The organism is Sphingobium phenoxybenzoativorans, from assembly GCF_001757355.1.
Lineage (GTDB): Bacteria > Pseudomonadota > Alphaproteobacteria > Sphingomonadales > Sphingomonadaceae > Sphingobium > Sphingobium phenoxybenzoativorans.
The window spans coordinates 12334-26364 of sequence record NZ_MINO01000009.1 but is presented as its reverse complement, the minus strand read 5'-3'; the positions used below and the strand labels follow the sequence as shown (position 1 = coordinate 26364).

The window sequence follows — 14031 nt, the reverse complement described above, 5'->3', positions numbered from 1 at the left end:
CTGCCTCGGTTTCTCGTCAGCCCTTGTGCGAAGGGCGCCGGCGCAGCTGGCGGGCGGGCTGAGATGCATTTTCAGCCGGTGTCTGTCCCCGGTAGCCAACCACGGGCCACATAGTTTCGACACCAGATTTCTCGTAACCGTTTGCGATAAGGAGCCGCTCGGACAATCGGCCTAGTTTGTTCAGGTCAGCCGGCGACAGCGGCGAGACACACGCTGCAATCACTTGTTCGCGCGCTCTGAGCAGAGCGCCGGTCATTTTCACACCTGCATTGGTCAAGTGGATAAAGCGCGCCCTCTTGTCCGCCGTGTGTCGCCGCCTTTCCACCAGGTGATCGGATTCGAGCCTATCGATCAATCGGACCGTTCCCGCATGCGAAAGCCGGATCCGGCTCGCAAGGACACTGATAGGTAATCCCGGCTCGAAGCTAAGGAAGACCATCAATGCAGCCGCGGGGCCGCTCGGCGAAAGCGAGGCTGATGCGCTCGCGATGCTGTCAGCTACCGCGAGCGCAAGTGCACCAAAATGATATTTGGCGGCCTCGGGCTCCATCCGGAAAGAATATATGCGTCACGCATAGACATCAAGCGCTCGAATATGTATGACCGGCGCATACATCTATCACGGATTCGGAGATGGTCATGCTCACTGATGGGCTCGGCTTGGATTCCCCATCTGAGATCGAAAAGCGGGGCCTCCAGCAAAGGCTTTGGAGCATCGCGCGCTGCTCGTGCGAACGGAAGCCGGGAACCGGGAATGCGCGTCATGCCTGATCTGACGCTCGATCTTCGATACCTTAAGTATGCTATCCATGTCGCCGAAGCGGGTAGTTTCCGCAGGGCGGCGGATCGCCTTTCGATATCGCAATCAACGGTCAGCCGCCGCGTTCAGATGCTCGAACGGCAGCTTGGCGTTTCCCTGTTCAAGCGCACGCGATCGGGCGCTGGATTGACGCCGGAAGGAGAGCGATTTCTGCAGCAAGCTGCGGTCGGGGCGAGGTATCTTCGCGAGGCCGCCACTGAGATGCGATCGGTCCGTAAACTTACGACTGGACTAGTCAGGTTCGGGATGCTCGAGGCGTTTCCGGCATGTCCCATAATCGACCTCTTGGCGACCTTTAGACAGCGACACCCGACGATCGAGGTGAAGCTCGAAGAAGGCACGTCAGAGCAGAACACCCTCGGCGTGGAGCGCGGGCTGCTAGACGCGGCGATCAGCCTGGCCGCAACGAAGGGCCCTCCGTTTCAGATTCGACGGTTGTGCGAACCCGACCTCTTCGTTGCCCTATCACCCATACACCAACTCGCGTCGCGACCGCGGCTCGCCTGGGAGGACGTTTGCGACGAAGTCTTTCTTGTCCGCTCCGATGGTGCCGGGCGCGAACTCGCAGCTATTCTCCGGCGGATGCTGGGCGCTGCCGAAGAGGCGATCCAACTGTCTATCCAGCAGGTCAGCAGGGAAACACTTCTGACCATGGTCGAGCAAGGCTTCGGGCTGACGATAACGAGCGTCGTGCATCGGCCTGATATTGCATTGGTTCCGCTCACACCCGCGCGGGCGCCGACGGCGGCTATGATTTCGTCGAGCGATAACGACAATCCGGCTCTGCCGCTGCTGCTGAAGTGCTTCGATGTCCTGCCAGCCTTCACGCGGAGCAGCGCCAGCTAATCGGAGGCGTTCTGGGTCTTCGTACGCCTAGCCTTCGAGAACCCTCGATCGGTTGCGATGAACCGCTGCAACATCGGTACGATCAACCGCGCGGGCTCGACAGCAGGCATACCTTGTTCGCGCCCTAACAAATCCGCGTAGTCGGAAAGGTCTTGGTGGAGAGCCGCCGGCAGCTCCACCTGAACCTTGATCGGCTTCTCGTCGGCGATGGGACCTAGCTTGAGCTTCGACATCATCAGCCCCCATAAGGTTCGAGAACGAGATCACGGGTCACGACGACACGGACAGGAAATCCCGGCCGGATCGTCAATGTTGGAGCCACGTTGAGCTGCCGTCTGACGATCTGCTGACCGGCATCGTTGATCGTGTCTTGACCGCCATTCCGGATCGCCTGGATGAGACGGTCGTCATTGTCGGCGGCGAGCTCGGCGCCGACTCCGAGAAGAGTCGACAGACCGGCGGCCTTGGCAAGATCCCACCAGTGGTAATCGACGCCATCCTGCAGGCCGGCATAGCCTTCGACGTCTGCGCCGGGCTGGCGCTCGAGCACTATCGAACGGCCATTTGGGAAGATCAGTCGATTCCAGACTAGCAGGACGCGGCTTTGACCGAATTGCACATTGTTATCGTACTGGCCGATAATGCGCGTGCCTTGTGGCACGAGCAGAATGCGCCCTGTCGGGCTGTCGTAGATGTTTTCGGTCACCTGAGCGGTGATCTGGCCCGGGAGGTCGGATCGGATGCCGGTTATAAGAGCTGCCGCGATAACTGCGCCGGCCTGAAGTACATTTGGCGACGCTGGAGCAACGACGCGATCGGGCGACACCGTCCGTCGATCGGTCGCTGCGTTCAGGAAAGCGTTCTGACGCTCCTGCGCGGAGGGTGTGGCCGGCGGAGGTGCGAGGCCGAGGCTCGCCAAATCCGGAGCGTGCGGGAGTGCTGGGGCAGCTCCCGCTGCAGCGGGAGCGCCCCGGCTGTCCGATCCGGAGAAGAGGCGGCTGGTCCGCGCGGTCTCGATCTCCTGAAGGCGGCGCTGCTCTTCCGCGCTGATACCGGGGTTGGGTGTGGCGATAACGGGAGCGGGCACCGGCTGTCCGCGATCCTGGGTGCTGAGGATCGGTCGGCCGAGGTCACCGGGAAGGGGCGGACCGAGTTGGGGCACGCCACTGTAATCTCGCGGCAGGCCGGCCAAGCCCTCAGCCGTCGAGCGATTCTCGGTCGAATAGAGTTCGTCGTTGGGCCGACCGGCGTCGCGCGTCTGGAGCGCGTAGAGCAGTGCACCACCAAGGCCGACGCTGGCGACAAGACCAAGGCCGGCGAGGACCTTGCGCGATAGTCGAGTGACGCGGGGCGGTTCGGCGCGCAGACGCATCGGCGCTGGCCCGACCGGCTCGCCGGTCAGGGGCTGTGCATCATCGTCTGGCACTTCCTCATTTGTGGGCGAGTTCGCGCTCACGAGGTGGGCCTCCCGTCTGTTCGGACGATCCTGACGCGCTTCTGCTCGCGACCGGAACCGAACCGCAGTTCCGCCGCCGCGAAGAGTCGATCGACGATCATGTGGTGGCCGCGAACGCGGTAGTTCACCAGTTCTGAGGTGTTGCCCTCGGGCCCGACGACGAAGAGCGGCGGCATCTCGCCCTGACCAATGCCTCGCGGAAACTCGATGAAGACCTGGCGACCGTCGTCGAAGGCGCGCAGTGGGCGCCAAGGAGCGCGGTCACCCTCGATGGCATAGCGGAAATTGACGTTCGCGAGATCGACACCGCTCGCAACCGGTTGAGCGGCCTGCGCGTCGGCATTCTGCCGGCGCAGCGCGATGAGTTGATCCTGCGGATACTGCCAGGACACTGAAGCCATGTAGGTTCGCTCTGTCGACCGCAACTCCATGTGATAGGTGCGCATGTTGGTGTTGATGACCAGGTTCGTCATCAGGTCGGCCCGTGTGGGCTTCACGAGGATGTGGATCTGGCGCGTCGCGCCCGATCCGCTCTCGGTGTCGCCGATGATCCAGCGCACCGTGTCCCCGGCCGCAACAGGGCCTGCGCCGACGAGCTGTTCGCCGGGCTGAAGCGCGATGTCGGTGATCTGACCGACAGCGGTATATACCTGATAGAGCGCGCCTTGCGTCCAGGGATAGACCTGCATGGAGTTGATGAAGCCGTCGCGCACCGGCTGGACGCGGGCCGCCTCATTAGCCTGGTTGACGCGCGCCGTTGGGTTGGCGGGCTCGGGCGCGCGTCGCGTCTCCGGCACACGCTGCAACTGGCCGGGTAGCGGCAGCGGCCGCGGCAGTTCGACCACGGTGACGGGCGCTGGCGGATCGACGGTCTGCACGGCGGGAGCCGCGTTGTCGTAGGAGATCTCGGGCGGTGGGTTCGTGGTGGCGCAGCCCGCGAGCGCAGTTGTCGCCAGCAGGACCATCGGGATTGCGGCTCGGCGGAGAGCCGGGATTACAAGTGCGTGTGAAGCCGGGTTTCCGGCTTTACGGAAAGACGGCTTCATTGCCCAAGCTCCCGTGACCAATTGATGGCGTTGACATAGATGCCGAGCGGATTTGCCCTCAGCCGATCGGCGTTGCGGGGGACCTGCACGACGATCGTCAGGATCGCGGTCCAGCGCGTGGTCTCGGCGAGCTGGCCGTTCTCATAGCGGCGCTCGACCCAGGCGACGCGGAAGCTGTCGGGCGAGGCGCGGATGACGCTTGAGACATCGACAGCAACCTGCTGTCGGCCGACCCGCGTGAACGGGTCGTTCGAGCGAGCATAGTCGTTGAGCGCCATGGCGCCGCGATCAGTTGTGAAGTCGTACGCCCGTAGCCAGTTCTGACGCACGATGATCGCGTCCGCCGGGATGCTGCGAACCTGTTCGATGAAGCGCGCGAGATGAAAGGCGATTTGTGGATCGGTGGGCCGGAAGTCGGCCTCGGCGGGTGCGACCGCCTGGGACTGACCCAGTCGATCGACCTGCACGACCCACGGCACGACGGTCCCGCGAGCTGATTGCACGACGAGGGCGGTGGCGAACCCCGCCGTAAGGATCAGCGAGCCGAAAGCCATCAGCCGCCAGTTTTTCGCCTGGATCCTGGAGGCCCCGATCCGATCGTCCCAGACTTGGGCAGCACGTTGATACGGCGTCTCCGGCTCGGGTGCCTTGCCGTAGTGAGTGGATGGTCGTTTGAACATTAGCGGTCGCCTTGAGTCAGATTTACCGAGGAACCGCCGCCATGGGCGTCGCCAGAGCGGACGGCATGAGCCGTGGCCTGGGCGGCGTGAGTCATTTGCTGGGACCGGCGCATTCTCTGCGCCCAAGCCGGCGGCCCGCCAGCGCTCGCAGGCGCCGCGCCATCGCTGGCGGCATCACCCCCTATTGAGCCCATGGTGGATGTTCCGCCTGTCGCTTCGAACGCCGCTTTGCCGCCTGCGTTGAAGCTTGACCTCATTGTGTCGGCAGCGCGCGATGCGGCACGGCGCAGAGGTGAGACAGCCGCGCTGCCGCCTGCACGCGCAACGCCTCCGAGGCCGGAGGCCACCCCGGCCGCGCCGGACTGTCCGGCTGCGCCAAGGCTGTAGGCTGTGGACGCTCCACCCGCGATGGCGGCGCCACCACGAGCTGCGGCTGCCGCACCGCCTGCCAAGGCCGCGCCGCCGGAGGCTGCTGCACCGACGGCGCCGGCGCCAAGAGCGACCACGCCGCCCGCTGCGAGGCCGGTTCCTATCGCCGCGCCTGCACTGAGCTGCGGGCCGCCAGAAACGAGCCCGGTGGCGATTCCGGGACCAAAAATGCCGAGGCCGAGAAGTGACAACGCGGCCAGCACGATCGCCATGGCTTCGTCGATCGACGGATTCTGCCCGCCAAAACCGGAAGTGAACTCTGAGAAGAGCGTTGACCCGATGCCGATGATGACAGCGAGGACCAGAACCTTGATGCCGGAGGAGATGACGTTGCCGAGCACGCGCTCGGCCATAAACGCGGATTTGCCGAACAGGCCGAACGGGATCAGGACGAAGCCGGCGAGCGTCGTCAGCTTGAATTCAATGAGGGTGACGAACAGCTGGATGGCGAGAATGAAGAAGGCGAGCAGGACCAGCGCCCAGGCAAGAAACATGCAGGCAATCTGGATGAAGTTCTCGAAGAACGACCAGTAGCCCATCAGGCTGGAGATGGAGTCGAGCAATGGTCGACCGGCGTCTAGGCCGGTCTGCGCGACTCTTCCCGGGCGCATGAGGTCCGCAGTTGAAAATCCGGTGCCACTCGCCTTCAGCCCGAGACCGGCGAAGCTCTCGAAGACGATACGTGCGAGGTTGTTCCAGTTGCCGATGATGTAGGCGAAGACGCCGACGAAGAGCGTTTTCTTCACCAGCCGCGCCATGATGTCGTCGTCGGCGCCCCAGCTCCAGAACAGTGCCGCGAGCGTCACGTCGATGACGATCAGGGTCGTGGCGATGAAGGCGACCTCTCCGCTAAGCAGGCCGAACCCGCTGTCGATGTAGCGAGTGAAGACCTCGAGGAAGTGGTCGATGACGCCGGTGTTGCCCATGATGCTATCGCGCTTCGTTGATCTGTGGCGTGCTCGGCGCGGTCGGCGCGTGATCTTGCGCGTCTGTCCCTCGTGGTTGAGGGCTGAAGACGTCACCGATGGGTGATGCTACGTCCGGCAAGCGCTCGACGGGACGAGAACCGGGCGCGAGAAAGCGGTGTCGGTTCTCGGCCCAGGCCCGGCGGCAGGCGGGGTCTCGCGGACCTTCTTCACCGAGTGCCTGGCAGCGGATGAGCGCGTCGCGCAGGGGATCCGCAGTTTCTTGAGGCGTTCGTCCGGACGACCAAGCCTCAGGCACTTCCTCTTTCCGGGACATCTCGATCGCGGTCGCGGTGACCGCAACCGCGACGAAAATCACGGCGCCCATCCGAGCGACCAATTTGCCGTCCACGGTCGGTCCTCTCAATTGCCGTTCGGGAACATGCGCGCATTGCCCGGCTGGTAGCCGCTGCCGGGCGTGAGAAAGCGACGGCGCTGCTCACGACCCTGTTCCGCCGCTGCGGCGCGCTCGGCTTCGGATAGGCTCTGAGCGCGCCCGTTAGCGGCGACGACGGCGGTGAGGTCGGCGAGCTGTTGGGCCTGCAGTGCGAGCAGTTGATTGCCGGCCTGCGTCGCCTGCAACGCCCCCGTCGCGCCCTGGCTTTGGCCGATAAGCGCTGACATCTCCGTACGGTTGGTGTCGATGTTGCCGACAACACCCGCCTGGACTCGCATAGCGTCCTGCAGACCACCGACAGTGTTCTGCCAGCGCTCCCGCGCCTGTGTGACGAGCGCCTGATCCGAGGCGGACATCGAGGCATTGCCATAGGTGGTCTGGAATGCTCGGTCGATCTGTTGGACGTTAAGGGCTATCCCCTGCGCCTCGCTCAGAAGCTGTTGCGTCCGCTGAACCGACTGTTGAAGCTGCTGAAGCGAAGAGTGCGGGAGGCTGGCAAGATTGCGCGCCTGATTGATCAGCATCTGAGCTTCGTTCTGAAGCTGAGTGATCTGCTGATTCACCTGCTGGAGGGTCCGCGCCGCAGTGAGGACGTTCTGGGCATAGTTCGTTGGGTCGTAGACGATCCACTGAGCGGCAGCCGGGGTGCTGAGGACCGGTGAAAGTGCGAGCGGGACCGCGAGGAGTGCGGCCGTCACGCGCAGTGCGCGACTGTGGGTTTGAATCAGACGTGTCATGGACGTGCCTCCGGGTCTTGTTGATTGACGTTGGTGAGGTCGGTGATCAGGTCGGCAGCCCAGTCGAGTCGGTTGGCCGCCAGCCACTCGGCGAGGAATCCCCCGGTGCCGCTTCGGGCGTGGACGTCGGCGATCATCGCTTGATGCTGTTTGGATGAGGCTGCGCACAGCGCCAGGGCCACATCCGACAGGCCCAGCTCGAACAGGCGATTGCCCCGTCGCGACTGGCAGTAATAGTCTCGCTTGGGCGTTGCCCGCGCGAGGATTTCGATCTGCCGGTCGTTGAGACCGAAGCGGCGGTAAATAGCGGTGATCTGCGGCTCGACCGCGCGCTCGTTCGGCAGGAGGATGCGCGTTTGGCAGCTCTCGATAATCGCCGGCGCTATCGCAGAGCCGTCGATGTCGGAGAGCGACTGGGTGGCGAAGATGACGCTGGCGTTTTTCTTGCGCAGCGTCTTCAGCCATTCGCGGAGTTGTCCGGCGAAGCCGTCGTCGTCGAGGGCGAGCCAACCTTCATCCACGATCAGGAGTGTCGGCCGGCCGTCGAGGCGGTCCTCGATGCGATGGAAGAGATAGGCGAGCACCGCTGCCGCTGCACCGGTGCCGATCAGACCTTCGGTCTCGAAAGCCTGGACATGCGCCTCGCCGAGATGCTCGGCCTCAGCGTCCAACAGCCGGCCATAGGGGCCGCCGACGCAGTAGGGTCGCAGCGCCTGTTTCAGGTCATTGGACTGGAGAAGGACCGACAGCCCGGTCAACGTGCGCTCGGCGACCGGCGCTGACGCCAACGACGAAAGCGCCGACCACAGATGCTCCTTGACCTCGGGCGTGACCGGCACGCTCTCTCGGGAGAGGATCGCGATCAGCCAGTCGGAGGCCCAGGCGCGCTCGGCGACGTCGTCGATGCGGGCGAGCGGCTGGAGCGACACACTCTCCTCGGAACCCTCAGTCAAACCGCCGCCGAGATCATGCCAGTCGCCCTGCATGGCGAGCGCCGCGGCGCGGATCGATCCGCCGAAGTCGAAGGCGAAGACCTGAGATTGTTGATAGCGGCGGAACTGGAGCGCCATGAGTGCGAGAAGCACCGATTTACCGGCGCCGGTCGGCCCGACGATCAGCGTATGACCGACATCGCCGACGTGGATGGAAAGCCGGAACGGGGTCGAGCCCTCCGTTCTGCCGTAAAGCAGTGGGGGTGCATCGAAGTGCTCGTCCCGTTCCGGTCCCGCCCACACCGCTGACAGCGGGATCATGTGAGCGAGATTCAATGTGCTGATGGGCGGCTGGCGGACGTTGGCGTAGACATGCCCGGGGAGTGAGCCCAGCCAGGCGTCGACAGCATTGATGGTCTCAGTCATCGCCGTGAAGTCGCGGCCCTGAATGACCTTCTCCACCAGCCGGAGCTTCTCGGCCGCGACGCGGGGATCATCGTCCCAGACGGTGATGGTCGCGGTCACGTAGGCTTGGCCGGCATAGTCGGCGCCCAGTTCCTGTAGCGCCATATCAGCGTCAGCGGCCTTGTTGGCTGCGTCAGTGTCAACGAGCGCCGATGCCTCGTTGGTCATCACCTCCTTGAGAATGGCGGCGATCGACTTGCGCTTTGCGAACCACTGCCGCCGGATCTTTGTCAGCAGCTTGGTCGCGTCGGTCTTGTCGAGCAGGATCGCTCGGGTCGACCAGCGATAGGGAAAGGCAAGTCGGTTCAGCTCGTCGAGGATGCCGGGCGTCGTCGCGGTCGGGAAGCCGACGATAGTGAGGATGCGTACGTGCGCATCTCCAAGCCGGGGCTCCAGCCCGCCGGTGAGCGGCTGATCGGCGAGCAAAGCGTCGAGGTACATCGGCGTTTCGGGCACGCGGACGCGATGGCGCTTCGTCGAGATCGTCGAATGCAGGTAGGTGAGCGTTTCGGCGTCATCGAGCCATACGCACTCCGGCATGAAGGCGTCTATCAGGTTGAGGATACGGTCGGTGCGATCGACAAAACTTCGGAGCACTTCGCGCGCATCGACGCCGGCATGGTCCCGACCCTCGTAAAGCCAGGTCTCGGCACGGGCGGCATCCTCGGCCGGCGGTAGATAAAGGAATGTGAGAAAGTAGCTGGATTCGAAATGGGCGCCGGCTTCTTCAAAGTCTGCCTTGCGCTCGGCATCGACAAGCGCCGAAGCGCTGTCGGCAAATGTGCTTGCCGGATATGACACCGCGCCATGGCGCTGCGCTTCGACGAATATGGCCCAGCCGGAACCAAGGCGACGGAAGGCGTTGTTCAGCCGGCCAGCGACGGCGACGAGCTCGGCTGGCACTGCGCTGTCGAGGTCAGGACCGCGAAAGCGGGCCGAGCGCTGCAGGCTGCCGTCTTTGTTGAGGACGACGCCGTCGCCGGCGAGCGCCGCCCAGGGTAGGAAGTCGGCGAGCCGGGTATTCCGATTGCGGTATTCGGCTAGGTTCATCATTGCCCGGCTCCTCACGTTGCCAAGTGGCCGGGGATGCGCAGATGCTTGCGCACGACGTCGACAAATTGCGGATCACGTTTGGCCGCCCAGACGGCGGCGAAGTGGCCGACCGCCCATAGCGCCAGCCCGACCAGCCAAAGGCGAAGGCCCAAGCCAAGCGCGGCGGCCAGGGTGCCATTGAGGATCGCGAGCGAGCGCGGCGCACCGCCGAGCAGGATGTGCTCGGTCAGCGCACGATGAACCGGCACGGAAAAGCCCGGTACGTCCGCGCTATGATCCGCTCCAACGGCCATCAGACAAGCGCCCCGCCGCCGAACGAGAAGAACGAGAGGAAGAAGCTCGACGCGGCGAAGGCGATCGACAGGCCGAACACGATCTGGATCAGGCGGCGCGCTCCGCCCGACGTGTCGCCGAAGGCGAGAGTCAGGCCGGTGATGATGATGATCATCACCGCGATGATCTTTGCGACCGGGCCCTCGATCGATTCGAGGATCGACTGCAGAGGAGCTTCCCATGGCATCGACGAACCGGACGCATGAGCGGCAGGTGCGAGGGCTATGGAAATGAAAGTGACGGAAGCCGCCGTGGCGATGTGACGGCGGATGCGCAGGGCATGCTTGATCATTACCTGTCTCCTGAGATGGACGGAATTGTTGGAGTGACGCAGTAGTCGCCGTCGGGGCCCAGGCCTTCGACGCGGGCAAGCTCGGCAAGGCGGCGCGAGGAGCCGCGGCCGGAGAGCACCGCAACCAGATCAATGGTCTCGGCGATCAGCGCGCGCGGAACCGTGACGACGGCTTCCTGGATGAGTTGCTCCATCCGGCGAAGAGCGCCGATGGCGGTGCCGGCGTGGATCGTGCCGACGCCGCCGGGATGGCCGGTGCCCCAGGCCTTCAGCAGATCGAGCGCCTCTGCACCGCGCACTTCGCCGATCGGGATGCGGTCGGGACGAAGACGCAACGAGGAACGGACAAGATCGGAGAGAGAAGCGACGCCGTCCTTCGTGCGCATTGCGACCAGGTTTGGCGCGGCGCATTGCAGTTCACGGGTGTCCTCGATCAACACGACGCGATCGGATGTCTTCGATACCTCCGCTAACAGGGCGTTCGTGAGCGTGGTCTTACCGGTGGAGGTGCCGCCGGCGACGAGAATGTTCCGCCTATGAAGAACGGCCTGACGCAGTGTTTCGGCTTGGTCGGACAGCATGATGCCAGCCGCGACATAGTCATCGAGCGTGAACACGGCGACGGCTGGCTTCCGGATCGCGAAAGCCGGCGCGGACACCACCGGCGGCAGAAGGCCCTCAAACCGCTCCTCTGTTTCAGGCAGTTCGGCGGAGACGCGGGGCGCCCCGGCATGAACCTCGGCCCCGACGTGATGTGCGACAAGTCGAACTATGCGTTCGCCGTCGGCTGGAGATAGCCGTTCACCGGTGTCGGAGAGACCTTCCGACAACCGGTCGACCCAGAGCCGCCCGTCGGGGTTGAGCATCACCTCGACGATTGCGGGGTCTTCCAGAAACGTGGCGATCGCCGGGCCGAGCGCAGTGCGCAGCATCCGAGCCCCGCGAAGGATCGCCTCCGATTTCTGGTGAGCTGCCGTCACGCTGTCCCCGTTCTTTTGCGGGACCGCCGCGGGCGGCCCTGGATCGGGGATGAGTAGAAGAGGCAGAAATCATGGCGTGACAACAACCATCATGTGGCCGTCGTACTGTGGCGTACAAAGACAGGGAAACGGCGGAACGGTCGAATACTTGTGATACGTCAACCAGTGATTATTCCGCGTCGCGCGCGGGGATGTCTTCCGCGATTTCCTGCCTGAGCTTCGGACCTTGCGCGAGTCGTCTGCCGAGCGCGGTCACGAAGGCTTCGTAGCGCTCCGACGCTTTGGCGCGAGCCGCAACTTGCGCCGGCTCCGGCAACGGCGGGTTGGAGGTCAGCCAGAAGCGGATGAACACGGCGAGCGTCTCGACCGATATTCCCAGATCGCGCTCCATGCGCGCCATGCGTCGGTCGAGCTGGTCAAGCCGCTTCGTCGTCGCGGCCTCCTGACGCTCGGCAGCGTCCGGCGAGAGGAATGAAGCGATACCGGCCTCGGCTACCAGTGACAGGGACAGATCGCGCCGGGCAGCATGGGCTGCGAGCGCCTTCATGACGTCCGGGTCGAGATAGACCGACAGCCGCTGCTTCTTCAAAGGTTTGGTCACCCCCGCCTCCTATAGCTCGATGCCATCGCCAGGATCGAGCGATGCCTGCCGAGCGACTTGGCGCATGGTCTGCGTCATGCGGCTGAGGCGCGCAGCATCCTCATCGACGTCGTCGCGAGGATCGATCTCGAATTCGTTGTCGACGATCGCCTTGCGTTCGACTGTTTTGATGCGGCTCAGTTCAGGCTGATGCCGCTGCTCGGAGTCCGTCGGGTCGTCGTCGGCTAGGTTATCTGCCGGAGCTGGCGCACTCAGTACGGGAGGTTCCGGTATGGCGAGCGCGCTCCAATCGTCGGCTCGAGCGCTTGCGGGCTTCGTGAGTGCGGGGGGCGTAAGGATGCGCTCCTGAAGCCGACGATCCTCGTAATAGCGTGCCTTCTTTGCGCGGATAGGCGGGATGCCGGCGACCATGACGATCTCGTCTGACGGCGGGAGCTGCATGATCTCGCCCGGCGTGAGCAATTGCCGTGCAGTCTCCGAGCGCGACACCATCAGGTGGCCGAGCCAGGGCGATAGCCGGTGGCCGGCATAGTTCTTCATGGCCTTCATTTCGGTCGCGGTGCCAAGCGCATCCGAAACGCGCTTCGCAGTTCGCTCGTCGTTGGTGGCGAAGCTGACGCGCACATGGCAGTTATCGAGGATCGAGTTGTTCGGACCGTAAGCTTTCTCGATTTGGTTCAGCGATTGCGCGATGAGGAACGCCTTCAGACCGTAGCCTGCCATGAAGGCGAGCGCGCTCTCGAAAAAGTCCAGGCGCCCAAGGGCGGGAAATTCGTCGAGCATGAGCAGCAGCCGGTGTCGATTGCTCTTCGCCTGCAGGTCCTCGGTGAGGCGACGGCCGACCTGATTGAGGATCAGGCGGATCAGCGGCTTGGTCCGGTTGATGTCCGATGGCGGCACCACGAGGTAGAGCGTGGTCGGATACTTGCCTCCAACCATGTCGGCGATACGCCAGTCGCAGCGACGGGTGACCTCGGCCACGACGGGATCGCGATACAGGCCGAGGAACGACATCGCTGTCGACAGCACCCCGGAGCGCTCGTTATCGGACTTGTTGAGCAGTTCGCGGGCGGCGCTGGCGATCACCGGATGTGGACCGGCCTCGCCGAGATGGGCGGTCTTCATCATCGCCGCGAGGGTCGACTCGATCGGGCGCTTCGGATCGGAGAGAAAGGCGGCGACGCCGGCCAATGTCTTGTCGGCCTCTGCGTACAGGACATGCAGGATCGCGCCGACCAGAAGCGCGTGCGATGTCTTCTCCCAGTGGTTTCGCTTTTCGAGCGAGCCTTCCGGGTCGACGAGAATGTCGGCGATGTTCTGCACGTCGCGGACTTCCCATTCGCCGCGGCGCACTTCGAGCAGCGGGTTGTAGGCCGCCGACTTCGCGTTCGTCGGATCGAAGAGCAGCACGCGGCCATGCCGTGCGCGATAGCCGGCGGTGAGCGTCCAGTTCTCGCCCTTGATGTCGTGGACGATCGCCGACCCCGGCCACGTCAAGAGCGAAGGCACCACCAGGCCAACGCCCTTGCCGGAACGGGTCGGCGCGAAGCACAGCACATGCTCCGGACCGTCATGGCGGAGATACTCGCGCTCATGCCTGCCGAGTACGACTCCGTCGGGGCCGAGCAGTCCTGCCGCCTTCACCTCTTCCGGTCGTGCCCAGCGGGCCGAGCCATAGGTCTCGACGTTCTTGGCTTCACGCGCCCGCCATACCGACATGCCGATCGCGACGGCGATGGAGATGAAGCCACCCGACGCGGCGATATAGGCGCCCTCGACAAAGATCGGCGGCGCATAGGCGTCGTAGAAATACCACCACCAGAAGAAGGCCGGGGGATAATAGATCGGCCATCCGGCCAGTTCGAACCAAGGCTGACCGAGCTGGGGCTGGAAGCCGAGACGGTAGGCTGTCCATTGCGTGGCGCCCCAGGTCGTCATCAACACGATCAGGAAAACGGTGAGGATCTGCCCCCAGAGGATTTTCGTCGCCGACATGGCA

Annotated in this window: 15 protein-coding genes; 1 reads left to right on the top strand and 14 read right to left on the bottom strand. The window is 64.1% G+C overall.

Annotated features, from left to right (window positions below; translation table 11 throughout):
• Positions 1-16: 16 nt before the first annotated feature.
• Positions 17-550: a MarR family winged helix-turn-helix transcriptional regulator gene (locus BHQ40_RS07000; RefSeq protein WP_024588022.1), complete on the bottom strand. Its 534-nt coding sequence runs from the start codon at positions 548-550 to the stop codon at positions 17-19.
• A gap of 213 nt (positions 551-763) precedes the next feature.
• On the opposite strand from BHQ40_RS07000, the gene BHQ40_RS06995 reads away from it, so the two are divergent.
• Positions 764-1666, top strand: coding sequence for a LysR family transcriptional regulator (locus BHQ40_RS06995; RefSeq protein WP_024350816.1), 903 nt, complete (start codon positions 764-766; stop codon positions 1664-1666).
• Here BHQ40_RS06995 and BHQ40_RS06990 read toward each other — a convergent pair.
• The 13 genes from BHQ40_RS06990 to BHQ40_RS06930 all read right to left on the bottom strand — a co-directional run bounded on the left by BHQ40_RS06990 (position 1663) and on the right by BHQ40_RS06930 (position 14027).
• Positions 1663-1902, bottom strand: a complete 240-nt coding sequence (locus BHQ40_RS06990; RefSeq protein ID WP_081651912.1) for a DUF2274 domain-containing protein — start codon at positions 1900-1902, stop codon at positions 1663-1665. The genes BHQ40_RS06995 and BHQ40_RS06990 overlap by 4 nt on opposite strands.
• Complete coding sequence (locus BHQ40_RS06985; protein WP_299173447.1) at positions 1902-3038, bottom strand: TraB/TrbI/VirB10 family type IV secretion system protein; 1137 nt, start codon at positions 3036-3038, stop codon at positions 1902-1904. The genes BHQ40_RS06990 and BHQ40_RS06985 overlap by 1 nt, the downstream gene beginning before the upstream one ends.
• Positions 3039-3118: 80 nt before the next feature.
• Positions 3119-4168 carry a P-type conjugative transfer protein TrbG gene (gene trbG / locus BHQ40_RS06980; RefSeq protein WP_024350820.1) on the bottom strand — a complete coding sequence of 350 codons (1050 nt, stop codon included), beginning with the start codon at positions 4166-4168 and terminating at the stop codon, positions 3119-3121.
• Positions 4165-4848 carry a conjugal transfer protein TrbF gene (gene trbF, locus BHQ40_RS06975; RefSeq protein ID WP_024350821.1) on the bottom strand — a complete coding sequence of 228 codons (684 nt, stop codon included), beginning with the start codon at positions 4846-4848 and terminating at the stop codon, positions 4165-4167. Before trbF ends, trbG begins: the two co-directional genes overlap by 4 nt.
• The gene (gene trbL, locus BHQ40_RS06970) at positions 4848-6203 is read right to left on the bottom strand and encodes a P-type conjugative transfer protein TrbL (RefSeq protein WP_024350822.1); all 1356 of its coding nucleotides are present in this window, start codon (positions 6201-6203) and stop codon (positions 4848-4850) included. The genes trbF and trbL overlap by 1 nt, the downstream gene beginning before the upstream one ends.
• Before the next feature lie 4 nt (positions 6204-6207).
• Entirely contained in the window at positions 6208-6594 is a 387-nt protein-coding gene (gene trbK-alt, locus BHQ40_RS06965) for a putative entry exclusion protein TrbK-alt (RefSeq protein ID WP_070154328.1), read from the bottom strand.
• An 11-nt stretch (positions 6595-6605) separates the two neighbouring features.
• Positions 6606-7376: a P-type conjugative transfer protein TrbJ gene (trbJ, locus tag BHQ40_RS06960; RefSeq protein WP_029660577.1), complete on the bottom strand. Its 771-nt coding sequence runs from the start codon at positions 7374-7376 to the stop codon at positions 6606-6608.
• Entirely contained in the window at positions 7373-9826 is a 2454-nt protein-coding gene (gene trbE / locus BHQ40_RS06955; RefSeq protein WP_024350824.1) for a conjugal transfer protein TrbE, read from the bottom strand. Before trbE ends, trbJ begins: the two co-directional genes overlap by 4 nt.
• Before the next feature lie 11 nt (positions 9827-9837).
• Entirely contained in the window at positions 9838-10119 is a 282-nt protein-coding gene (locus BHQ40_RS06950; RefSeq protein WP_024350825.1) for a VirB3 family type IV secretion system protein, read from the bottom strand.
• Positions 10119-10448, bottom strand: coding sequence for a TrbC/VirB2 family type IV secretion system protein (locus BHQ40_RS06945; RefSeq protein WP_432215183.1), 330 nt, complete (start codon positions 10446-10448; stop codon positions 10119-10121). The genes BHQ40_RS06950 and BHQ40_RS06945 overlap by 1 nt, the downstream gene beginning before the upstream one ends.
• 2 nt (positions 10449-10450) lie before the next feature.
• Complete coding sequence (gene trbB / locus BHQ40_RS06940; RefSeq protein WP_024350827.1) at positions 10451-11431, bottom strand: P-type conjugative transfer ATPase TrbB; 981 nt, start codon at positions 11429-11431, stop codon at positions 10451-10453.
• 169 nt (positions 11432-11600) lie between these two features.
• Complete coding sequence (locus tag BHQ40_RS06935) at positions 11601-12032, bottom strand: hypothetical protein (protein ID WP_024350828.1); 432 nt, start codon at positions 12030-12032, stop codon at positions 11601-11603.
• 9 nt (positions 12033-12041) lie between these two features.
• A complete protein-coding gene (locus BHQ40_RS06930; RefSeq protein WP_024350829.1) occupies positions 12042-14027 on the bottom strand; it encodes a conjugal transfer protein TraG in 1986 nt (661 codons plus the stop codon).
• Positions 14028-14031 lie beyond the last annotated feature (4 nt).